21 protein-coding genes are annotated in these 21,614 nt (G+C 69.7%); 14 read left to right on the top strand and 7 right to left on the bottom strand.

Annotated elements, in window-relative coordinates:
* Positions 1-74: 74 nt before the first annotated feature.
* The 5 genes from kstR to ACQPYY_RS02295 all read left to right on the top strand — a co-directional run bounded on the left by kstR (position 75) and on the right by ACQPYY_RS02295 (position 6,739).
* On the top strand, positions 75-725 hold the full coding sequence (gene kstR, locus ACQPYY_RS02315; protein ID WP_357087396.1) for a cholesterol catabolism transcriptional regulator KstR: 651 nt from the start codon (positions 75-77) through the stop codon (positions 723-725).
* Positions 726-995: 270 nt separating this feature from the next.
* Positions 996-3,572 (top strand): trehalose-phosphatase, encoded by a 2,577-nt coding sequence (gene otsB / locus ACQPYY_RS02310; protein WP_379106095.1) that lies wholly within the window; start codon positions 996-998, stop codon positions 3,570-3,572.
* A gap of 170 nt (positions 3,573-3,742) precedes the next feature.
* Entirely contained in the window at positions 3,743-4,690 is a 948-nt protein-coding gene (locus tag ACQPYY_RS02305) for a metal ABC transporter solute-binding protein, Zn/Mn family (RefSeq protein ID WP_433592612.1), read from the top strand.
* 352 nt (positions 4,691-5,042) lie between these two features.
* Positions 5,043-5,864: a metal ABC transporter ATP-binding protein gene (locus tag ACQPYY_RS02300; RefSeq protein ID WP_379106262.1), complete on the top strand. Its 822-nt coding sequence runs from the start codon at positions 5,043-5,045 to the stop codon at positions 5,862-5,864.
* A complete protein-coding gene (locus ACQPYY_RS02295) occupies positions 5,864-6,739 on the top strand; it encodes a metal ABC transporter permease (protein WP_433592611.1) in 876 nt (291 codons plus the stop codon). The genes ACQPYY_RS02300 and ACQPYY_RS02295 overlap by 1 nt, the downstream gene beginning before the upstream one ends.
* Before the next feature lie 123 nt (positions 6,740-6,862).
* On the opposite strand, the gene ACQPYY_RS02290 is transcribed toward ACQPYY_RS02295, so the two are convergent.
* Positions 6,863-7,735 (bottom strand): A/G-specific adenine glycosylase, encoded by an 873-nt coding sequence (locus ACQPYY_RS02290; protein ID WP_433592610.1) that lies wholly within the window; start codon positions 7,733-7,735, stop codon positions 6,863-6,865.
* Positions 7,736-8,101: 366 nt separating this feature from the next.
* Between ACQPYY_RS02290 and ACQPYY_RS02285 the strand changes: the two genes are divergently transcribed.
* Both ACQPYY_RS02285 and ACQPYY_RS02280 read left to right on the top strand, forming a co-directional pair.
* Positions 8,102-8,725, top strand: a complete 624-nt coding sequence (locus ACQPYY_RS02285; protein ID WP_379106103.1) for a carbonic anhydrase — start codon at positions 8,102-8,104, stop codon at positions 8,723-8,725.
* A 104-nt stretch (positions 8,726-8,829) separates the two neighbouring features.
* Positions 8,830-9,495 carry a DUF4232 domain-containing protein gene (locus ACQPYY_RS02280; RefSeq protein ID WP_379106105.1) on the top strand — a complete coding sequence of 222 codons (666 nt, stop codon included), beginning with the start codon at positions 8,830-8,832 and terminating at the stop codon, positions 9,493-9,495.
* Between the two features lie 134 nt (positions 9,496-9,629).
* Here ACQPYY_RS02280 and radA read toward each other — a convergent pair whose 3' ends face one another.
* Both radA and ACQPYY_RS02270 read right to left on the bottom strand, forming a co-directional pair.
* On the bottom strand, positions 9,630-11,030 hold the full coding sequence (gene radA / locus ACQPYY_RS02275) for a DNA repair protein RadA (protein ID WP_379106107.1): 1,401 nt from the start codon (positions 11,028-11,030) through the stop codon (positions 9,630-9,632).
* A gap of 126 nt (positions 11,031-11,156) precedes the next feature.
* The gene (locus ACQPYY_RS02270) at positions 11,157-11,807 is read right to left on the bottom strand and encodes a hypothetical protein (RefSeq protein ID WP_379106109.1); all 651 of its coding nucleotides are present in this window, start codon (positions 11,805-11,807) and stop codon (positions 11,157-11,159) included.
* A 475-nt stretch (positions 11,808-12,282) separates the two neighbouring features.
* Here ACQPYY_RS02270 and carD point away from each other — a divergent pair, with 475 nt between their 5' ends.
* From carD to ACQPYY_RS02240, 6 genes are all read left to right on the top strand, one after another.
* Entirely contained in the window at positions 12,283-12,771 is a 489-nt protein-coding gene (gene carD, locus ACQPYY_RS02265) for an RNA polymerase-binding transcription factor CarD (RefSeq protein WP_019931623.1), read from the top strand.
* 2 nt (positions 12,772-12,773) lie between these two features.
* Positions 12,774-13,520, top strand: a complete 747-nt coding sequence (gene ispD, locus ACQPYY_RS02260; RefSeq protein ID WP_379106112.1) for a 2-C-methyl-D-erythritol 4-phosphate cytidylyltransferase — start codon at positions 12,774-12,776, stop codon at positions 13,518-13,520.
* 14 nt (positions 13,521-13,534) lie between these two features.
* Entirely contained in the window at positions 13,535-14,002 is a 468-nt protein-coding gene (ispF, locus tag ACQPYY_RS02255) for a 2-C-methyl-D-erythritol 2,4-cyclodiphosphate synthase (RefSeq protein WP_379106264.1), read from the top strand.
* Positions 14,003-14,047: 45 nt separating this feature from the next.
* Entirely contained in the window at positions 14,048-15,448 is a 1,401-nt protein-coding gene (gene cysS, locus ACQPYY_RS02250) for a cysteine--tRNA ligase (RefSeq protein WP_379106114.1), read from the top strand.
* Between the two features lie 373 nt (positions 15,449-15,821).
* The gene (gene rlmB, locus ACQPYY_RS02245) at positions 15,822-16,805 is read left to right on the top strand and encodes a 23S rRNA (guanosine(2251)-2'-O)-methyltransferase RlmB (RefSeq protein WP_357275754.1); all 984 of its coding nucleotides are present in this window, start codon (positions 15,822-15,824) and stop codon (positions 16,803-16,805) included.
* A gap of 157 nt (positions 16,806-16,962) precedes the next feature.
* Positions 16,963-17,241 (top strand): DUF4190 domain-containing protein, encoded by a 279-nt coding sequence (locus ACQPYY_RS02240; RefSeq protein WP_357275752.1) that lies wholly within the window; start codon positions 16,963-16,965, stop codon positions 17,239-17,241.
* 51 nt (positions 17,242-17,292) lie between these two features.
* On the opposite strand, the gene ACQPYY_RS02235 is transcribed toward ACQPYY_RS02240, so the two are convergent.
* The 3 genes from ACQPYY_RS02235 to ACQPYY_RS02225 form a co-directional block, all read right to left on the bottom strand.
* A complete protein-coding gene (locus ACQPYY_RS02235; RefSeq protein ID WP_379106117.1) occupies positions 17,293-18,105 on the bottom strand; it encodes an enoyl-CoA hydratase/isomerase family protein in 813 nt (270 codons plus the stop codon).
* A 48-nt stretch (positions 18,106-18,153) separates the two neighbouring features.
* The gene (locus tag ACQPYY_RS02230) at positions 18,154-19,326 is read right to left on the bottom strand and encodes an acyl-CoA dehydrogenase family protein (RefSeq protein ID WP_379106119.1); all 1,173 of its coding nucleotides are present in this window, start codon (positions 19,324-19,326) and stop codon (positions 18,154-18,156) included.
* 77 nt (positions 19,327-19,403) lie between these two features.
* The gene (locus ACQPYY_RS02225) at positions 19,404-20,147 is read right to left on the bottom strand and encodes an alpha/beta fold hydrolase (protein WP_433592609.1); all 744 of its coding nucleotides are present in this window, start codon (positions 20,145-20,147) and stop codon (positions 19,404-19,406) included.
* Positions 20,148-20,191: 44 nt separating this feature from the next.
* On the opposite strand from ACQPYY_RS02225, the gene mhuD reads away from it, so the two are divergent.
* Positions 20,192-20,503 (top strand): mycobilin-forming heme oxygenase MhuD, encoded by a 312-nt coding sequence (mhuD, locus tag ACQPYY_RS02220; RefSeq protein WP_357087432.1) that lies wholly within the window; start codon positions 20,192-20,194, stop codon positions 20,501-20,503.
* Between the two features lie 20 nt (positions 20,504-20,523).
* Here mhuD and ACQPYY_RS02215 read toward each other — a convergent pair whose 3' ends face one another.
* The gene (locus tag ACQPYY_RS02215) at positions 20,524-21,534 is read right to left on the bottom strand and encodes a glycerophosphodiester phosphodiesterase family protein (RefSeq protein WP_433592608.1); all 1,011 of its coding nucleotides are present in this window, start codon (positions 21,532-21,534) and stop codon (positions 20,524-20,526) included.
* Positions 21,535-21,614: the final 80 nt, after the last annotated feature.

Raw genomic sequence — 21,614 nt, 5'->3', positions numbered from 1 at the left:
GTACGAACTCGTGCCCGGCGCGTGTCTGCCGGGTGAGATGAACCGAACGATTCGTGCGAAAGGACTTTCAACCGATGGCCAGTCCCTCCCGATCGCAGGCCGCCGACGGGGCGCCCGGTGGACGCACCGCGCCCGTCACCACCCTCAGCGAGGAGGATCTGAGCTCGGCGGCCCAGCGCGACCGGCGTAAACGCATCCTCGACGCGACCCTCGCACTCGCCTCCAAGGGCGGCTACGACGCGGTCCAGATGCGGGCCGTCGCCGAACGCGCGGACGTCGCCGTCGGCACGCTCTACCGGTACTTCCCGTCCAAGGTGCACCTGCTGGTGTCCGCCCTGGCCCGGGAGTTCGAGTCCTTCGAGGGCCGCCGCAAGCCGCTGGCCGGGGCCACCCCGCAGGAGCGCATGCACCTGCTGCTCACCCAGGTCACCCGGGCCATGCAGCGCGACCCGCTGCTCACCGAGGCCATGACCCGCGCCTTCATGTTCGCCGACGCGTCCGCGGCCGCCGAGGTCGATCGGGTCGGCAAGGTGATGGACCGGTTCTTCGCCCGCGCCCTGTCCGACGAGATCCCCAGCGACCGCCAGCTCGCCATCGCCCGCGTCATCTCCGATGTGTGGCTGTCGAATCTGGTCGCCTGGCTGACCCGTCGCGCGTCCGCCACGGACGTCACCGAGCGCCTGGAGCTGACCGTCGATCTGCTCATCGGCGGCGACAAGGAGTAGCGAACGCACTACTGCGTTCGCGAAGCGAGACGGGCTGCCCGGTCCGGAGAGCCGGGCAGCCCGTTGGCATTCCCGGGGCCCGAGTTTGCTGGAACAGCGCTGGTCAGCCAGGGTGAACAGCGAGCAACCCGGGTGTGTCTCACACAAGGTGCGAAGGACGCGAAAGTGTCTTGTAAACGCTATGTATCACCGCACACACGAGCGGGCAATCAAGACCCAGTAGCATCACTCGCGCCCTGAAAAATCTCCTCCGATCACTAGGTTGGATGCGTGAGCGCACAGGATTTGTCACTCGAACTGCGCCGTGCCCTGTCGGCTATCGCCCGCGTGCCACGGCTGCTGGTCGCTTCGGACTACGACGGGACCATCGCGCCCATCGTCTCCGACCCGGCCAAGGCCTATCCCCATCGAGAGTCGGTGAACGCCTTACGCGCTCTCGCCGGCCTCAGCGGCACCACGGCTGCCGTCATCTCGGGCCGCGCCCTGCGAGATCTCGCGGCGCTGTCGCGACTTCCGGTCGAGGTTCAGCTGATCGGTAGTCACGGTTCGGAATTCGATGTCGGCTTCGTGCACGCCATCGACAACGACGCGAAACAGCTACTGCAAGAGGTCACTACGACCCTGACGCAGATCGCTCAGGACAACCCGGGCGCCTCGGTCGAGATCAAACCCGCCAGCGTGGCCCTCCACGTCCGCAATGCCAGCCCCGAAATCGGCCGTCGCGCACTGGTTCAGGTGCGTCAGGGTCCGGCCAGCTGGGTCGGCGTGCAGACCACCGAGGGCAAGGAAGTCATCGAGCTCGCGGTCGTCGAGACCGACAAGGGCGCGGCCCTCGACATCGTCCGGCATCAGCAGGGCGCTTCCGCGGCGCTGTTCATCGGCGACGACGTGACCGACGAGAAGGCGTTCAAGCGCCTCTCCGGACCCGACGTCGGCATCAAGGTCGGCGACGGTGAATCCCTCGCGAAATACCATGTGGCCAGCACCGAGGAGGTGTCGAAGGCGCTGGCGTTCCTACTCGAGGAGCGCCGCACATGGCTGGCAGGTGCCTCGGCCCCTCGAATCGAGCGGCTGACCATGCTGGCCAGCCCTCGCTCCAAAGCCCTTGTCACACCGGACGGCACCATCACCTGGCTGTGCCATCCCGAACCCGACTCCGCCGCCGTCTTCGCCCATCTGCTGGGCGGACCGGGCGCGGGGCACTTCACCATTCAGCCCGAACGCGCGGGGCTGCCCCTGTCGCAGCGCTACGTCGACGGCACCATGACCGTCGAAACCCGTTGGTCCAGTTTGCAGGTCGTGGACTACCTGCCGCACGACGTGGTCCCCGAGCGCACCGACCTCACCCGGGTCATCACCGGTGACGCCAAGGCGGTCATCACCTTCGCGCCCCGGCCCGAATTCGGGCAGGTGCCGGTGCGGCTGATGCACGCCACCGGCGGGCTCAAGATCGAGGGCACCAACGATCCGATGGTGCTGCGCTCCCCGGGCGTCGAATGGGAGGTCATCGACGACGGCAACCACCACACCGCCCGCGCCGTCGTGGACCCGTCTCAGGGTCCGGTCGTGCTCGAACTGCGCTGCGGCACCTCCGATCTCGCGCCCGCCATGCGGCCCGAGGCGGACCGCCGCCGCGAGGCCGAACGCCATTGGGCGGAATGGGTCGGCACCCTGGAACTGCCGCCGCTCAAGCCCGACCTGATGAAGCGCTCCGCGCTCACCCTGCGCGGACTGGTGCACGCGCCGTCCGGCTCCATCCTGGCCGCGGCCACCACCTCGCTGCCCGAGGACATTGGCGGCGTGCGCAACTGGGACTACCGCTACTGCTGGCTGCGCGACGCCTCGCTGACCGCGTCCGCGCTGGTCTCGCTCGGCTCCACCGGCGAGGCCGAGGACCTGCTGGCCTGGGTGCACCGGGTGCTCGAGACGCTGCCCGGACCCGAGCGGCTGCACCCGCTGTACACCCTCTACGGCGAGACCCTGCCGCCCGAGGCCGTCATCGACCAGCTGCCCGGCTACGCCGGCTCACGGCCGGTGCGCGTCGGCAACGCGGCGAACATGCAGGTCCAGCTGGACGTGTTCGGGCCCATCGTGGACCTCATCTCGCAGCTCGCGCACACCCGGGAACGCCAGGGCATCAACGATCCCGCCAAGGCGCTGCCGGACGCGGACTGGGAACTGGTGCACGCCATGGTGTCCGCGGTGCAGCGGCGCTGGCGCGAAGCCGACCACGGCATCTGGGAGATCCGCGGCAATCCGCGCCACCACGTGTACTCGAAGGTGATGGGCTGGCTGACGGTGGACCGGGCGCTCACCCTGGCCAAGCAGTTCGGCCGCCCGGCCGACCCGGAGTGGGCGCCGCTGCGCGACAACATCGCCGACGAGGTCAAGGCCGAGGGCTGGAACGACGAAGTCCAGTCCTACACAGCGGCTTACGACGGCACCGACTTGGACGCCGCCACCCTGCACATCGGGTTGAGCGGGTTGATCGAGCCCTCCGACCCGCGCTTCGCGGCGACCGTGGTGGCCACCGAGGCGGAACTGCGCAGCGGGTCGACCGTGTACCGGTACCACCACGACGACGGGCTGCCCGGCGGCGAGGGCGGGTTCCACCTGTGCGCCGCGTGGCTGGTCGAGGCGTACCTGCTGATCGGCAAGCGGGAGGACGCGGAGGCGTTGTTCGCGCAACTGGTGGATGTGGCGGGACCGACCGGTCTGCTCTCCGAGGAGTACGACCCGGTCGCCGAACGCTCGCTCGGCAACCACCCGCAGGCCTACAGCCACCTCGGCCTGCTGCGCTGCGCGCAGTTGCTGAGCCAGCCGGTCGCGGCCTTCACCAGCCGCTGACCTGAGCATTCGATAGTTCTGAAAGGCCCGGAGAGCAGGTTGCTCTCCGGGCCTTTCGTGTCGCGGACCACATCCGCGAATCGGGGCTAGGGACTCGCCCGGGACGTGCGCTACATTCAAATGGCAATCGTTTTCGTTATTGATAAGCCGTAGTGCCAGGAGTGCCCCGCGTGACCAGAAGCTCTGCCCGAGGATTCGCCGTGTTCGCCGCAGGACTCGCGACCGTCGCCACCCTGACCGCCTGCGGCAGCACCAAGACCTCGGACCAGCTCACCGTCGTCGCCTCCACCAATGTCTGGGGCGACATCACCCGGGCCGTCGCCGGACCCGACGTGAAGGTCGAATCGATCATCGACGACCCCACGGTGGACCCGCACTCCTTCGAGGTCACCCCCGCCGACGCCGCCCGGATCACCGACGCCGCGCTCGTCGTCTACAACGGCGGCCACTACGACGAATTCATCGACAAGGCCATCGCGGGCCGGGACAAGAAGACCGTCAACGCCTTCGACATCGCCACCGAGAGCGGCCACGCCCACGAGAGCGCCACCGCCGCACCGACATCCGCCAAGACCGAGGCCGCCGGTCACGACCACGAGGCCAACGAGCACGTCTGGTACGACGTGCACCAGGTCGGCCATGTCGCCGAGCACATCGCCGAAGCCCTCGGCGCCGTCGACCCCGCCCACAAGCAGGACTACACCGACCGCGCCGCCGCGTTCACCGCGAAACTCGCGCCCATCGAGGCCGTCACCGCCAAGATCGCCGCCGAGCACCCGAACCAGCCGGTCCTGCAGACCGAGCCGCTGGCCGCGTACCTGCTCACCGCCGCCAAGGCCGACGACAAGACCCCGCGCGCCTTCCAGGAGGCCATCGAGCAGGGCACCGACCCGTCCCCCGCCGACGTGGCCGCCGTCCGGGACCTGGTGAACGCCAAGCAGGTTCGCGCCCTCGTCTACAACATCCAGACCGAGGACAAACTCACCAAGGACCTCCGCGCCGCCGCCGACAAGTCCGGCGTCGCCGTCGTCGAGGTCACCGAAACCCTCCCGGAAGGCAAGGACTACGTCACCTGGATGACCGAGAACGCCCAGTCGCTGGCCAAGGCCCTGGCCTGACCGCCGCCGCACCCGACCCACCCACCCAGGAACCCCGCTGAACGACCGGACCACCCCGCGACCGCCGAGCGCACGCACCACGCCCGGCGACCGCGACGTCTCCGAAACCCGTTCCGCCCCAACCGGGAGCACCAGCATGTCCGCGAAGCCCGACGCCCCCGCCACCCCCGGCGTCACCACCCCGAAACCCGGTTGTGCCCTCACCGGCGCGCGGCCCCGCACCCCTTCCGGCCGCGCCACCTGCACCGACAACCCCCAGGCGGCACTGCGCGATGCCGGCGCGGCCCCCGGCACGGCCGAACCACGCGCCGATGCGGCGGGCGTGGACGATCGTCGCGCGGAGCGCCGCACCGTGCCGGCGGTGCGACTATCGGGTGCGCGGTTGTCGTTCGGGGAACGGACCTTGTGGGAGGGGCTGGACCTCGAGGTCGGAGCCGGGGAGTTCATCGCGGTGCTGGGGCCCAACGGATCCGGGAAGACCTCGATGCTGCGAATGCTGCTGGGGCAGGTGGCGTTGAGCGCCGGAACTGCCGAGGTGGCGGGATCGCCTGCGCGGCTCGGGAATCCTGCGATCGGGTACGTGCCGCAGCAGAAGACGATCGAGGGCGGGGCACAGCTGCGCGGGGTCGACCTCGTGGGCCTCGGGGTGGACGGGCATCGGTGGGGCATCGGGTTCCGAGGGCGTAGGGAGCGGAAACGAAAAGTCGCGGAGGCGATCTCGGCGGTAGGCGCCGAAAAGTTCGCGTACGCGCCGCTGGACGCGCTGTCCGGCGGCGAGCAGCAGCGGCTGCGGGTCGCGCAGGCGCTGGCGGGCGATCCCCGGGTGCTGCTGTGCGACGAGCCGCTGCTGTCCCTGGATCTGGCGAATCAACGGCTGGTGTCGGAGCTCATCGATCGGCGGCGGCGCAGCCACGAGACGGCCGTGCTGTTCGTGACCCATGAGATCAATCCCATTCTGCCACTGGTGGATCGGGTGCTGTACCTGGTGGACGGGAAGTTCCGGATCGGGACGCCCGACGAGGTGATGACCTCCGAGACACTCTCCGAGCTCTACGGCACCGAGGTCGACGTGCTGCGGGTACGCGGCCGCCTCGTCGTGGTCGGCACCGGCGACGCCATGGACGCGCTCGGTGAATCCGGCGCGGCCCACTGCCGGCCGGAGGTGCGGGCCTGATGGAGAAACTGTCCAAACTGTTCTCACAGCTGTTCGACGTGTCCACCACCACGCACCTGCTGGCCTACGACTTCGTGCAGCAGGCCGTGCTCGCCGCCGCACTGCTGGGCCTGCTGGCCGGGGCCATCGGACCGCTCATCATCAGCCGCCAGATGGCGTTCGCCGTGCACGGCACCAGCGAGCTGTCACTCACCGGCGCGGCCGCCGCGCTGCTCGCCGGGATCGGGGTCGGCGTCGGCGCCATCATCGGGTCGGTCGTGGCCGCCGTGCTGTTCGGCGTGCTCGGTTCCCGGGCCCGCGAACGCGATTCGGTGATCGCGGTGGTGCTGTCCTTCGGCCTGGGCCTGTCGGTGCTGTTCCTGTGGCTCGGCCCGGAACGCGCGGGCTCCAAGTTCTCGCTGCTCACCGGCCAGGTGGTGAGCGTCGGCAATTCCGGCCTCGGGCTGCTGGCCACCTGCACGGCCGCGGTGCTGGTGGTGCTGGCCGCCGTCTACCGGCCACTGCTGTTCGCCAGCGCGGACCCGGAAGTCGCTGTCGCGCGCGGGGTTCCGGTGCGGGCGCTGTCGATCGTGTTCGCGGTGCTGCTCGGCGTGACGGCCGCCTTCGGCGTGCAGATCGTGGGCGCGCTGCTGGTGCTGTCGCTGCTCATCACGCCCGCCGCGGCGGCCGCGCAGCTCACCGCGAGCCCGGTCCGGGTGGCGGTGCTGTCGATCGTCTTCGCCGAGATCGCCGCGGTCGGCGGCATTCTGCTGTCGCTGGCCCCCGGCGTCCCGATCTCGACCTTCGTCACCACCATCTCGTTCACCATCTACCTGATCTGCCGCGTGGTCGGGTCCCGCACCCGCAATCGGCGCACCGCCCTGATCGCCGCCTGAGTTTCGCGGCGATCCCGCGAAACCGGCCACACCCCACCCGATCTGCCGCATGAGGGGCGGCAGATCGTGCCCACCCGCCCGTCCCGGGCCGTCACACATCGGCCCGGGACGGGCGGCGCGGGGTCAGCTCCCCTCGCCCGCCAGCGCGAACAAGCCGTCGGGGGTCTGCTCGATGAGACCGTCGACCAGCAGCGAATCCAGGGCCCGGTCCCGCTGACCCGGATCGCGAGTCCAGGCCAGGTCCAGGCGAACCCGCTCCACCGGCCCCGACGAATCCCGCAGCACATCGAGCAGTCGTCCGCGCGCCTGACGGTCGGTGCCCTCGTACTTCTGCACCTTGCGCACCACCTCCGAGGCCGGACGGCCCGCCGACACCCACGCGCACGCGGGCAGTGGGCAGCGCTCGCAGTCCGGGGTCCGGGCGGTGCAGACCAGCGCGCCCAGCTCCATCAGCGCCGCGGACATGACCGCGGCCCGATCGACCCGCGCGGGCAACAGCTCCTCGGTCTCGGCCAGATCGCGGGCCGCCGGATTGCCGGCCTCGGCGCGACCGTGCACGGCCCGCGCCACCACCCGGCGAACATTGGTGTCCACCACCGGAACTCGCTGCCCGTACGCGAAACACGCGACCGCGCGAGCGGTATACGCCCCGATGCCCGGCAAGCCCAGCAGCACATCCACATCGGCGGGCACCTCGTCGCCGTGCTCGGCGGCCAGTACCCGCGCGCACTCGTGCAGCCGCAGCGCCCGCCGCGGATACCCGAGCTTGCCCCAGGCGCGCAGCACCTCACCCTGCGGCGCGGCCGCCATCGCCGACGGCACCGGCCAGCGCGCCACCCACTCCCGCCAGATCGGCTCCACCCGAACCACGGGCGTCTGCTGCAGCATGATCTCGCTCATCAGAATCTGCCACGCGGTCACTCCGGGCCGCCGCCACGGCAGATCCCGAGCAGTCTCCTGGTACCAGTCGATCAGCACGTCGCTGTCCATGTCCATTTGCCCTCCGCTGCGCTCCGGGCGGGTTCGCGGCCCGGAGGTCTCGATTCTTCCCTCCTCCGCCCCTCCGCTTCGCTCCCCCGCTCCGAGCGCGGGGAGGCGGAGCGCAGTCCGGAATCGAGACGGCCGCGAACCATGTGGGATACGCCTGCGAGGAGGTTGGGGCACAGGAAATCCTGCAGACCGCCATGGGCGATGGTATCCATATCGGAGAGGCCGGATTTCCCACCCCGGCGTGCCTCACACGGCCCTCTCCCGGCGTGTCTGGCAGCTCACCGTGCGGGCCCCGACATGGTCGGCCCGTCTTTGCCAGGCCGTAACGCCATGGACTCGCCGGTAACCGAGGGGCTATGGAAAATAGGTCACATGCCGCATAACAACCCGATCAGTGCGTGGAAAGCCCTGCGCGAAGGCAATGAACGCTTCGTCAACGGCCAGTTGCGGCACCCTGGCCAAGGCTCGATCGACCGGGCCAAGCTCGTCGACGGACAGCAGCCCGGCGCGGTGTTGTTCGGCTGCGGCGACTCCCGCGTGGCCGCCGAGATCATCTTCGATCAGGGCCTCGGCGACATGTTCGTGGTGCGCACCGCCGGGCACGTCGTCGACGCCTCGGTGCTGGGCTCCATCGAATACGGCGTGCAGGTCCTGAACGTGCCGCTCATCGTGGTCCTCGGCCACGACAGCTGCGGCGCGGTCCGGGCCACCATCGACGCCCTCGATCACGGCAATGTGCCCGGCGGCTTCATCCGCTCGGTCGTCGAACGCGTCACCCCGTCCATCCTGATCGGCCGCCGCGAGGGCCTGGAGGGCGTCGACGAACTCGAGGCCCGCCATGTCGAGGAGACCGCCCGCCTGCTCATGCAGCGGTCGATGATCATCTCCCAGCGGGTCGCCACCGGCGAGTGCGCCATCGCCTGCGTCACCTACAACCTCGGCGAAGGCCAGATCAAGCTGCACCGCGTCATCGGCAATATCGGCGAAGTGGTCTGACCCGCCGCGGGGGCCGGAATTTACCGGCCCCGTAGCCGCTTTCGCGACCGACACGCCGAGACCCTGCTCGGGGTGACCCGGACGGTGCGCTTACCGTTGTCACCGTGCTGGAACCGAACGGACCACTCCCACCGGAAATCTACTGGCGTCGACGCGCGGTCGCGATCGGCGCGATGGTGATCGGGCTCGCCCTGGTGCTCTGGGTGGGCTTCGCGCTGCTGAAGGGCGGCGGCGACCACAAGTCCGACACCAAGGCCGCCGCGAGCTCCAGTGCGGCGACCAGCGGTAAGCCCTCGGGCAGCGCCACGGGCACCGCGGACCCGAGCTCGGCCAAGCCGTCCGCCGCGTCGTCGAGCGGCGCGGCCCCGGTGGCACAGGCCCAGTGCCCCGATCAGTCGCTGGCCGTGAAGGTCACCGTCGGGCAGGCCACCTACAAGGTCGGCGAGCAGCCGCAATTCGGCATCGTCATCACCAATATCTCCAGCGGCGCCTGCGCACGCGACATGGGTTCCGGGTTGCAGCTGGTCCAGGTGCAGTCCCTCGACGGCCAGCGCAAGCTGTGGTCCAGCACCGACTGCTACCCGGACGGCACCCCCGAGATCCGCACCCTGGCCCCCGGCCAGCAGGCCGCCTTCACGGTCACCTGGTCGGGCGCCAGCTCGCAGCCGGGCTGCGCGGGCGAGCGCCTGCAGGTCCCGGCCGGGCCGTACACCGTTGTGGCCCAGCTCGGTTCGGTCCGCAGCCAGCCGGAACCGTTCAATATCGCCTGACGCCCCCAGCACACCGAAGGCCGGGATCCGATCGCACGGATCCCGGCCTTCGTCGTTTCCGGAGAATTCCGGTATTCGCGCATCGAATTCCGCCCCCATTTCGAATTCGCGCTCCCGCTATTCGATTCCGGCGTTCACTCCGCCATTTCCATCGACTCCTGATCGCGCCGACGCCGACGCAGCCCGGTAACCGACAGTGCCGCACGGATATCGGCCACCTCCCGCAATGTCATGGTGCGGCCGGTGCGGTCCACGCCCGGCGGGACCAGGGCCTCGGTGAAGCCCAGCCGCTCCGCCTCCGCCAACCGGCGGGTCAGCCCGGTCACCTGGCGCACCTCGCCCGCCAGCCCGACCTCACCCAGCACCACCATGCCGGTCGGCAGCGCCAGATCCTGGCTGGCGCTCGCGATGGCAAGCGCGACAGCCAGATCCGCCGCGGGCTCGGTGAGCCGCATACCGCCCACGGTGGCCGCGTAGACGTCCTGCTTGCCCACGTACACGCCCCCACGGCTCTGCAGGACCGCCAGGACCATGGAAACGCGGTTGTAGTCCAGCCCGCTCACCGCGCGCCGTGGGGCGGGCGCCTGGGTGTCCACGGTGAGGCCCTGCACCTCACCCAGCATGGGGCGCTTGCCGTCCATGGCGACCGTGACCGCGGTCCCGGGCACCGCGTCGGTGCGGTGATGCAGGAACAGCCCGGACGGGTCGTCCACGCAACGGATTCCCGCCTCCACCATCTCGAAGCAGCCGACCTCGTCGGTGCTGCCGAAACGGTTCTTGATGCCGCGCACCATGCGCAGCGACGAATGCTTGTCCCCCTCGAACTGCAGCACCACGTCCACCAGGTGCTCCAGCGTGCGCGGACCGGCCACCGCGCCGTCCTTGGTGACGTGCCCGACCAGCAGCACCGCGATCCCGGTCGCCTTGGCCAGCGAGGTGAGCGCCGCCGTCACCGACCGCACCTGGGTGACACCGCCGATCACGCCGTCCGCGTCCGCGGCCAGCATGGTCTGCACCGAGTCCACCACCAGCAGACTGGGTTTCACCTGCTCCACGTGGCCCAGGATGGTCGCCAGATCGGATTCCGCGGCCAGGTACACCTTTTCGTGCACCGCGTCGGTCCGGTCCGCCCGCAGCCGCACCTGGCCCGCCGACTCCTCGGCGGTCACGTACAGCGCGATCTCGTCACGCGCCCGCGCCCACCGGTGCGCCACCTCGAGCAGCAGCGTCGACTTGCCGACGCCCGGCTCCCCCGACAACAGCACCACCGAACCGGGGATGATCCCGCCGCCCAGCACGCGGTCCAGCTCGGACACGCCCGTCGACCGCGACTGCGTCTTCTTGGAGTCGATGCTCGAGATCGGCGTGGCCGCGGTGCTCGGCAGCATGGCCCGCCGCCCCACGGCCATCGCGCCCGAGGACGCGGCCACCTCCTCGATGCTGCCCCACGCCCCGCAATCCGGGCAGCGCCCAACCCATTTGGCGACCTCGCATGTGCACTCCGCACACCGATACACCGATTTCACCTTGGCCACGCGGGCAGCCTAGCCAGGGCCCCCGACACACTCCGGCAACCACGCGCCGAAGCCCCCGCCGGGCCCGGATACGACGGTGCCCGCCCCGGAATCCGGGACGGGCACCGTCGGAGGTTCAGCGCGAGCTCAGTGCTCGCCGCCCTTCTTCTCCGCCTTGGCGGGCTCGGGGCGCGGGTTGTTCGGACCGGCGTCGACCGGGGTGTTGACGACGACGGTGCCACCCTCCTTGAAGTTGAAGGTGAGCGGGTAGGTCAGGCCCGGGTTCACGTCCTTGGCGAGACCGGTGACCTCGATCAGGATCGGCTTGGCGCTCGGGTCCGCGACCTTGTCGGAGGCGGGCTGGCCGGCGTTCTGCTCGTGCACGGCGGAGGCCTGAGCCGCGTCCTTGGCGGTCGGCTTGTCGGCGACGACGGCGCTGGACGGCTTGATCTCGATCTTGCCGTCGAGCTTGACCGTGCCCAGGCCCTCGGCGGTGATGCTGACCAGCTCGTCGGTCTTGCTGTCGCTCATGTTCACGGCGGTGAAGGCCAGCACGGCCTTGCCACCCTTGGTGTTGCCGGATTCCTCGCCCTGCGGCAGCAGGAACCGCACGTCACGCAGCGCGATGGACCCGACATTGGCGGTGCTGCCGTTGACGGCGGCGACCTGGGTGGCGGTCTGCGAGATCTGACCGGCGCCGCAACCCGACAGCGCGAGCACCGCACCCGCAGCGAGTGCAGCAACTGTCACGGCACGCCGCCGCGACTTCGACGCAGTGGTGGCTTTCAGGGCAGTCACGGTGTCCTCCATGTCGACCGGGCTCACTCCACTATGGAGAGTAGTAGTCAATGAGAGTAGTGCGTCGCTTCCCCCGTGCTACACGCGGGCGGTGTCGTGCGCGCGTCACGCGGTATCGGTTGCGAGCGTCGTGCGATATCGGCATCGGCGCCCTGCGCTCTCGGCCGGGCGCGTCACAGATCACACGGAGCGACCGGGTGGGATGTGTCAGGGGACCTGACAGAGATTCCGAGACGAGTTCTCGAGAGATGCATTGCCGTTTATGCGAGGGTGCCCGGTCGCGTATGCGAACTACGCACTCGCATATGCGCGCGAACAGCGCGATGCGCTATCCCCTTATGCCACAACGGGATGCACACGATTCGTCATCTGTCAACCCCCGCCGCCGCTCCGTTGTGGCCCTGACCTGCGCTGTTGATCGCGCCGTTACCGAGTCGCATGTTAAACTGTGAACATCGAAAGGGGCACGGGACACATGATTTTTAAGGTCGGAGACACCGTCGTTTACCCCCACCACGGAGCGGCGCTGATCGAAGCTATCGAAACCCGCACCATCAAGGGTGTACAAAAGGAGTATCTGGTCCTGAAGGTCGCACAGGGCGACCTGACCGTTCGGGTTCCCGCGGAGAATGCCGAGTATGTCGGCGTCCGCGATGTCGTCGGGCAGGAGGGCCTGGACCGGGTCTTCCAGGTGTTGCGGGCTCCGCACACCGAGGAGCCGACCAACTGGTCCCGTCGCTACAAGGCCAACCTCGAGAAGCTCGCCTCCGGCGATGTGAACAAGGTGGCCGAGGTCGTCCGCGACCTGTGGCGTCGAGAGCAGGACCGCGGCCTGTCCGCCGGTGAGAAGCGCATGCTGGCCAAGGCCCGGCAGATCCTCGTCGGTGAGCTCGCGCTCGCCGAGGGCACCGACGACGTCAAGGCCGAGACCCTGCTCGACGAGGTTCTCGCAGCGGCCTCCTGACCGTGAAAACAACACCCGGCGACGGCGTTCGTGTCGTCGCCCTGGTTCCTGCCGCCGGCATGGGCGTGCGTCTCGGTGAGAACAAGCCGAAGGCCTTCGTCCACGTCGGCGGCAGTCCCATGCTCACTCTCGCGGTCCAGGGGCTGATCGATTCCGGGTCGGTCGACGATGTTGTGGTTATGGTGCCCGCCGAACTCGTCGCCCAGACCCGAGCCCTGCTGCCCGACTCCGACGTCCCCGTGCACGTGGTCGCCGGCGGCGCCGAGCGCACCGATTCGGTGCGGGCCGGCCTCGCGGCCGCCCCCGACGCCACCCTGGTGCTGGTGCACGACGCCGCCCGGGCCCTGACTCCCCCGGCCCTGATCACCCGGGTCGTGGACGCGCTGCGCGCGGGTGCGCGGGCCGTGGTGCCCGCCCTGCCGGTGGCCGACACCATCAAATCCGTGGACGCCTCGGGCGCGGTGACCGGCACGCCGGACCGCTCCGAGCTGCGCGCCGTCCAGACTCCGCAGGGCTTCGACGCCGAGCTGCTGCGCTCCGCCTACGCTGTGGGTACACAGGCGACCGATGACGCGGGGTTGGTGGAGATGCTGGGTGCGACCGTCGAGACGGTGCTCGGCGACGCCCTCGCTTTCAAGATCACTTCGCCCTTGGACCTGGTCCTGGCCAATACCCTGGCCGCCCGCCGTGATTCGCCCGACATCGCAGGCGGGCTGGACACGACACGCGCGGCGGTGATCGCCCCGTGATGGATCCGATGAGCCTGCGCACCGGCATCGGCAGCGATGTCCACCCCATCGAACCCGGCCGCCCCTGCTGGATGGCGGGCCTGCTGTTCGAGGGCGACAGCGGCTGCGAGGGCCACTCCGACGGCGATGTCGCCGCCCACGCGCTCTGCGACGCCCTGCTCTCGGCCGCCGGACTCGGCGATGTCGGCGCGGTCTTCGGCACCGGCCGTCCCGAATGGGAGGGCGTGTCCGGCGCGGCCATGCTGAAAGAAGTCCGGCGACTGCTCGACGAGGCCGGATTCTCGATTGTCAATGCGGCTGTACAGGTCATCGGAAATCGGCCCAAAATCGGTCCCCGGCGGGCCGAGGCGCAACAGGTGCTGGGTGAGATCCTGGGTGCGCCGATCTCGGTGTCGGGCACCACGACCGACGGTCTGGGCCTCACCGGCCGCGGCGAGGGCGTGGCCGCGGTGGCCACCGCCCTGCTGTGTTGCCGCGCCTGACGCACCCTTAATCCGCCCATTTCCCAACAGCTAGGATGCTCTGTCGTGACTCTGCGCCTTTTCGACACCGAGACGCGGACCCTGCGTGATTTCACGCCGCTGGTCCCCGGCAAAGCCTCGGTGTACCTGTGCGGCGCGACCGTTCAGGGGGAACCCCACATCGGGCACGTGCGCAGCGGCGTCGCCTTCGACGTGCTGCGACGGTGGCTGGCCGCCAACGGTTTCGACGTCGCCTTCATCCGCAATGTCACCGATATCGACGACAAGATCCTGACCAAGGCCGCCGAGCACGGACGCCCCTGGTGGGAGTGGGCGGCCACGCACGAGCGCGCCTTCGACCGCGCCTACGAGACGCTCGGCGTGCTGCCGCCGTCCGCGGAGCCGCGCGCCACCGGGCACATCACCCAGATGGTCGGGATGATGGAACGGCTCATCGAGCGCGGCCACGCCTATGCCTCCGAGGGCAATGTTTATTTCGATGTGCTGAGCTTCCCCGATTACGGAAAGTTGTCCGGGCACAAGCTCGATGACGTGCATCAGGGTGAGAGCGCGGGCACCGGTAAGAAGGATCCGCGCGATTTCACGCTGTGGAAGGCCGCGAAACCCGGTGAACCGAATTGGCCGTCGCCGTGGGGACCCGGCCGGCCGGGCTGGCATTTGGAATGCTCCGCCATGGCCGAGTTCTATCTCGGTGCGGAATTCGATATTCATTGCGGTGGAATGGATCTGGTTTTCCCGCACCACGAGAACGAGATCGCGCAGTCGCGCGCGGCCGGGGACGGATTCGCGCGCTACTGGCTGCACAACGGCTGGGTGACCATGGGCGGCGAGAAGATGTCCAAGTCGCTGGGCAATGTGCTGTCCATTCCGAATGTGCTGGAACGGGTCGGGGTGCGCGCGGTCGAATTGCGCTACTACCTCGGCAGCGTGGGCTACCGGTCGATGATCGAATACTCCGATCAGGCGCTGACCGAGGCCGCCGCCGGATACCAGCGCCTGGAGGCGTTCGTGTTGCGGGTCGCCGAGCGCACCGGCGACGTGCCGGTCGGCGCCTGGACCCCGGCCTTCGCCGAGGCACTCGACGACGATCTCGGCGTTCCGCAGGCGCTGGCCGCGATTCACGGCGTGGTGAGCGAGGGCAACAAGGCGCTCGATGCCGGTGACCTCTCGGGCGCGCGCATGCTCGCCGGTCAGGTCCGGGCCATGCTGGGCATTCTCGGCGTGGATCCGCTGGACGCGCACTGGGCCGCGCCCGCCGACAACTCGAACGCCATCGCCGCGCTGGACGTGCTGATCGGCGCGGAACTGGACCGGCGGCAGCAGGCGCGCGCCGACAAGGATTGGGCCACCGCCGACGCGGTCCGCGACCGGCTGCAGACCGCGGGCGTGGAGGTCACCGACACGCCGCAGGGCGCGGAGTGGGCCTTGGCCAAGGGGAAGAAGTAGCGGTCCGCCCCGGCGGAACCGGACTCGCCGCCGCACCGCGCCGGACAGCTCGCGCGGTGTGGCGGAGCGCACCGAATTCGGGGTGGCGGCCCAGCGTAGGGCACAATTCTTATGTCCCCTGCGCGGCATAGCCGGGGTTACTGCCTCGGCAGCGCAAGATCATGCCAAGCCGACCACCAGCAGGTCTCCCCTACGGCCCAACCGAGACCGCTCACCATGTTCGCCCCGCGGACAGTTCGCGGCCCGTCTCGATTCTGGACCGACGGAGCGGGGGAGCGAAGCGGAGGAGCGGAGAAGGGAAGAATCGAGACCTCGGGGGCCGCGAACCCGCCCGGAGCGAAGCGGAGGGCAATCAGACACGGAAGGCGAAGTGATGGCAGGCAATTCCCAGCGACGCGGGGCGACCCGCAAGACCGGCAGCAAGAAGGGGCAGACCGTCGGGTCCGGCGGGCAGCGCCGGCGGGGGCTCGAGGGCAAGGGGGCGACGCCCAAGGCCGAGGACCGCGTCTATCACGTCGCCGCCAAGCGCGCGAAGGCGAAGGCCAAGGCCGAGGCGACCGCCGCCACCACCCGGTCACGCAATGCGAGCCGCCCCATCGCGGGCCGCAAGGACAACGAGGGTCCCGAGCTGGTGCTCGGCCGGAACCCGGTCGTGGAGTGCCTGCGCGCGGGTGTGCCCGCCACCGCCCTGTACGTCGCCAATGGCACCGAGAACGACGACCGGCTCTCCGAGGCGGTGAAGACGGCGGCCGAGATCGGGATCTCGATCCTGGAGGTGCCGCGCACCGACCTGGACAAGATGAGCCACAACGGCATGCACCAGGGCATGGCGCTGCAGGTGCCGCCGTACAAGTACGCGCACCCCGACGATCTGGTGGACCGGGTGCACAACTCCGGCGAGCCCGCGCTGATCGTGGCGCTGGACAACATCACCGACCCGCGCAACCTGGGCGCGGTCATCCGGTCGGTGGCGGCGTTCGGCGGGCAGGGTGTGCTCATCCCGCAGCGGCGCAGCGCCAGTGTCACCGCGGTGGCGTGGCGCACGAGTGCCGGTGCGGCGGCGCGGCTTCCGGTCGCGCGCGCCACGAATCTGACTCGCACGCTGAAGGATTGGGCGAACAAGGGCTATCAGATCGTCGGGCTCGACGCGGGCGGCGACACCACCCTCGACGAATTCGACGGCAGCGCACCGACGGTCATCGTGGTCGGCTCCGAGGGCAAGGGGCTCTCCCGGCTGGTGCGCGAGAACTGCGACTCGATCCTGAGCATTCCGATGGCGGGGCCGGTGGAGTCGCTCAACGCGTCGGTGGCGGCGGGCGTCGTGCTGGCCGAAGTCGCGCGGCAGCGCCGCTCCTGAGGCCGGTGGAGCCGGTGCCGAATCCGACGGCGCCGGTTCCGAATCGGTCGCTCGACCATCACCGGCCGCGGTCCATCCGGCCTCGATAATCAAGTGGCCCAAGCGAACACCGCGCGTCCACCTGCCGCGCGGTGCCTTCCGCCCGTAAACTTTGGCGGTGGTCTTCGATCAACCGCCCCTCGGGTCCCCCGTCGAGCACGAGCACGCAACCGCCGTCCTGCTACTGGGCGCGCTCAGCGTGTTCTGCTGCGGCGCGCTGGGACCGATCGCGTGGGCCCTCGGCCGCCGCGCACTCAACGACATCGAGGAGGGCGGGGGGCGCTTCGGCGGCCGGGTGCAGGTCCTGGTCGGCTACGTCCTCGGCATCATCGGAACGTTCATGATGGTCGTGTTCGGCAGCATCTTCCTGATGATGGTGATCAGCGGACGCGCGTGAGCGACTCCCGGGGGCTCGGCCCCCGAACCTCCGACCCCGGCTCGCCCGGAGTCAGTCCAGGCCCGGGCGCTGCTCGCCGCCGGTGATGCCGTCCCAGGCGGGCCATTCCCCCGCGACGCTGCCGGTCCACTTCGGCGGGCGGCGGTCCTTCAACGCCGCGACGCCTTCGCCGCCGTCGGTGCTCTTGGCGACGTAGTCGTTGAGCTCGGTTTCCAAGCGGCCCACGGTGTCCGGGTCCATGGTGGGGGCCTCCCAGAGCAGTCGCTTGGACAGCGCCACCGGGAGCGGGGCCGAGCCGTGGGCGATGTCGTGGGCCACCTCGAGGGCGGTGGGCAGGACCTCGGCGGCGTGCAGGCAGGAGTTGGCGATGCCGAGCGCGTACGCCTCGTCGCCGTCGAAGGTGCGGCCGGTGAGCAGCAGGTCGGCGGCGCGGGCGCTGCCGATCAGGCGGGGCAGAGTCCAGTGCGCGAAGCCGTCGGCCAGCGCGCCGCGGCGGACCTGATTGAGGGCGTACACGGCGTCGCGGGCCATGTAGCGCAGGTCGCACTGCAGCGCGATCTCCAGGCCGATGCCGACAGCGTGCCCGTTGACGGCGGCGATGACCGGTTTCCGGATCCGGAACGGCGCCGGGTCGATGAGGCCGTTGACCTCGCCGACCTTGAGCGACAGATCCGCGCCCGCACAGAACGCGGGCGCGGTGCCGGTGATGACGACCGCGCCGATGGCGTCATCGTTGTCGCAGCGGCGCAGGGACGCACCGAGTTCCGACGCCATGGCCGGAGTCAGCGCGTTCTGCTGGGCGGGCCGGTTGAGCGTCAGGACCGCGACGCCACCCGAGACGTCCACAAGCAATTCCGAACTCATGCGGTGCATATTAGGCCCTGTGCCCGACTCGGGGCAGGTTCCTACAGTTCAGGCGCGGAGGATCTGCCGGCCGATGGCGTACTTGTGCACCTCGGTGGGGCCGTCGTAGAGGCGGAAGGCGCGCATGTCGCGGAAGATCATCTCGACCACGGTCTCGTCGGAGATGCCGATGCCGCCGAGGACCTGGACGCAGCGGTCGGTGACCTTGAACAGTTCCTCGGAGACGGAGGACTTGGCGATCGACGACTCGTGGCGGGCCTTGTGGCCTTGATCCATCAGCCAGCAGGCGTGCCAGATGGTGAGGCGGCACTGGTGCAGCGCGATCTCGTTGTCCGCCAGCATGAACGACACGCCCTGGTGCTCGCCGATCGGCTTGCCGAAGGCGGTGCGGGTCTTGGCGTAGTCGACCGCGATGGCCTGGGCGCGTTCGGCCGCGCCGAGCCAGCGCATGCAGTGGGTGAGGCGGGCGGGGGCCAGCCGCAGCTGGGCGTAGCGCAGCGCCTGGCCCGTCTCGCCGAGCACGGATTCCTTGGGCAGCACCAGGTTTTCGAAGTTCACCACCGCGTGGCCGCCGACGTAGTTGCGGTCCATGGTGTTCATGATCCGCTCGATGACGATGCCCTCGGTGTCGCCGTCGCAGAGGAACAGGGTGGGACCCTCGGGCAGGTGCGGGTTGGCGGCCAGGCGCGCCATGATGATCCAGGTCTTGGCGCCGTCGGCACCGGTGATCAGCCATTTGCGGCCGTTGATGGTGAAGTTCTCGCCGTCGAAGACGGCCTCGGTGGCGAGCTGGTTGGGGTCGGAGCCCGCGCCGCCCGGCTCGGTCATGGCGAAGACCGAGCGCTGGTGGCCGTCGATCACCGGCCGCAGGAAGCGTTGCGTCTGTTCCGGATTCGCGATCTTGGACAGCATGAACATGTTGCCCTCGTCGGGGGCGGCGCAGTTCATGGCGACCGGGCCGAGGGTGGACCAGCCGGCGGCCTCGTACAGCACGGCCTGCTCGACGTGGGTCAGGCCGCGCCCGCCCAGCTCGACGGGGGCCTGGATGGTGAGCAGCTTCTCGGCGCGGGCCAGCTCCACCATTTCCTGGCGCAGTTCGTCGTTGGGGCCGTGCGCGGTCAGGCGCGGGTCGCGTTCGAAGGGCACGATCTTGTCGATGACGAACTGGCGAACGCGGTCGCGTTCGGCAGCGAGGTCGGCGGGAATCGAGAAGTCGATCATCGTGGTCACCATCCGTCAGGAGTCGCGGTCGAGCCGAGCATACGACGGCCACCCCACCCGACTGAAGGCACCCGCCCTCAAACGAGGACGCGACGCAGGAAATCCTCGACTTCGACCCGGTAGACGGCCGGTTGATCGTCGTGCACCAGGTGCCCGGCGTCCGCGATGACCACGTGCCGGGCGTCCGGATGCAGCGCGGCCATCTCCCGCATCTGCCCCGGCGGCGTGATGGTGTACTCGCCCTCGATCAGCAGCGCGGGCACGGTCACCGACTTCCATTGCGCCCAGAAGTCGCGGGTGCCCCACTCCTCGGAGATGTCCCGGAAGGTCGGCACCTCGCCGTGCAGGTGGTAGCCGTCGGGCTCGCGCCGGAACGAGTCCAGGAAGTACCGTCCGGCCACCGGCCCGAAGAACTCCAGCACGGCCGCCTCGGTCGCGAACGGGACCGGCCACGCCTCGACCATGGCCGCCCAGTCCGCCGCGGTCCGGCCCTGGAAGTCGGGGGCCATGTCCTCGACCACCAGCGCACGGACCCGGTCCGGGTGGGCGGCGGTGAACATCCAGCCGTGCAGGCCACCCATGGAGTGCCCGATCACCACCATCGGCTCGTCGATGTGCGCGGTCGCGGCCGCGAGATCGGCCACGAAGGCCTCGGTGGTGAGCCGCGGCGGCGCGGGCCGCCCGTGCCCGGCCGCGTCGAACGTGTACACGTGCCCGAATTCCCGCACCCAGGGCAGCTGCGCCCGCCAGGTCCGGGCACTGCCCATCAGCCCATGCAGCAGCAGGATCGGAGTCCCGGTGCCGCCTTCGTCATACAACATCGCCCCGAACGATACGTCCGGAGTGCCGGAGTACATTCGCAGGCATGGCAGTCGTCAAGATCAACGCAATCGAGGTCCCCGAGGGCGCCGGCCCCGAACTGGAGAAGCGTTTCGCGCACCGCGCGCACGCGGTCGAGAACTCGCCCGGATTCCTGGGCTTCCAGCTGCTCCGCCCGGTCGCCGGCGACAACCGCTACTTCGTTGTCACGCAGTGGGATTCGGAGGAGTCCTTCGCGGCATGGCGGGACGGCCCGGCGCGCGAGGCGCACGCGGGCGAGGCGCGCAAGCCCGTCTCGACCGGCGCGTCGCTGCTGGAGTTCGAGGTCGTCCTGGATGTGGCGGGCAAGAACGCCTGATCACCGGCCGGACCGGCCGGCTACGCGTACACGGGCGGCAGCGGCATGCCGCGTTCGCGGAGGACGTCGCGTAGCCGGTCCGGGTAGTCGGTGATGATGCCGTCGACGCCCTTGTCGATCAGAGCCCGCATGGTGGCGGCGTCGTTCGGCGTCCACGGCACGACGAGCATCCCATTGGCGTGGGCTTCCTGGACCATGCTCGCGCCGACCAGGGGAATCTGCACGGAGCCGTCCGGCGGCAGGGATTCCATGGGTGAGATGGCCGCCGCGCCGAACGATTTCGCGGTGCGGACCAGGCTGCCGCCGTAGGCGAGGGGATGCAGCCCGCCGAGCCATGGCGAGAAGGGGTACACCTTGGTCGGGTCGGTGAGGGCGTAGAGCGGGATCGCCGGGTCGGCGCGGTGCACGAGTTGCAGAGCGCCCCAATCGAAACTCTGGATCTTGACGTTGGAGGCGAAGCCGGAACCGGCGATCTCGCCGAGGGCGCGGCTCACGAAATCGGCGGCCGGGCGGGTATCGGAGCCCGCCGGGTTGGTCTTGAGCTCGATGCTGAAGGCGATCCCCGCGGCCCCGCGCTGCCGGGCCAGGTCGAAAACCTCTGCCAGGGTGGGCATCTTCGCGCCCGGGGCGGTGCGCTGCCCGGGGAAGTCGGCCTGCGCCGCGGAGCCGCAGTCCAGGGTGCGCACCTGGTCGAAGGTGAGTTCCTTGATCAGCTTGCCCACATACGGATATTGCGGGTCACCGGCGGAAACCGGAGCGGTGTCAGCGCATTTCGCGCCGTCGACACGGCTGTCGTGGGTGACGACCTCGCGACCGTCCTCGGTGATCGCGATATCCATTTCGAGTGTGGTCACACCGATTTCGAGGGCGTGCGCGAAGGCGGGCAGCGTGTTCTCCACCACCAGTCCGCGGCCACCACGATGGGCTTGCGAGTCGAAGTTCGAGGCGGGGGCGGCGCCGGCTGTCGCCGGGAGCAGGGCCGCGCAGGCGCTGACGGCAGCGGTCAGCAGCAGCCAGGTTCTCGTGTGCACCGAATCCCTTTCGTAGAGCGGCAACGCGCTACACCTCAGCACGACCGGGTGCGGTTCGCACGGCGATCTCGAACACGTTC

Origin of the sequence: Nocardia sp. CA-145437, from assembly GCF_050956485.1 — a bacterium.
In the GTDB taxonomy this organism is placed as follows: Bacteria; Actinomycetota; Actinomycetes; order Mycobacteriales; family Mycobacteriaceae; genus Nocardia.
This window is presented reverse-complemented; position numbering and strand designations above follow the sequence as displayed.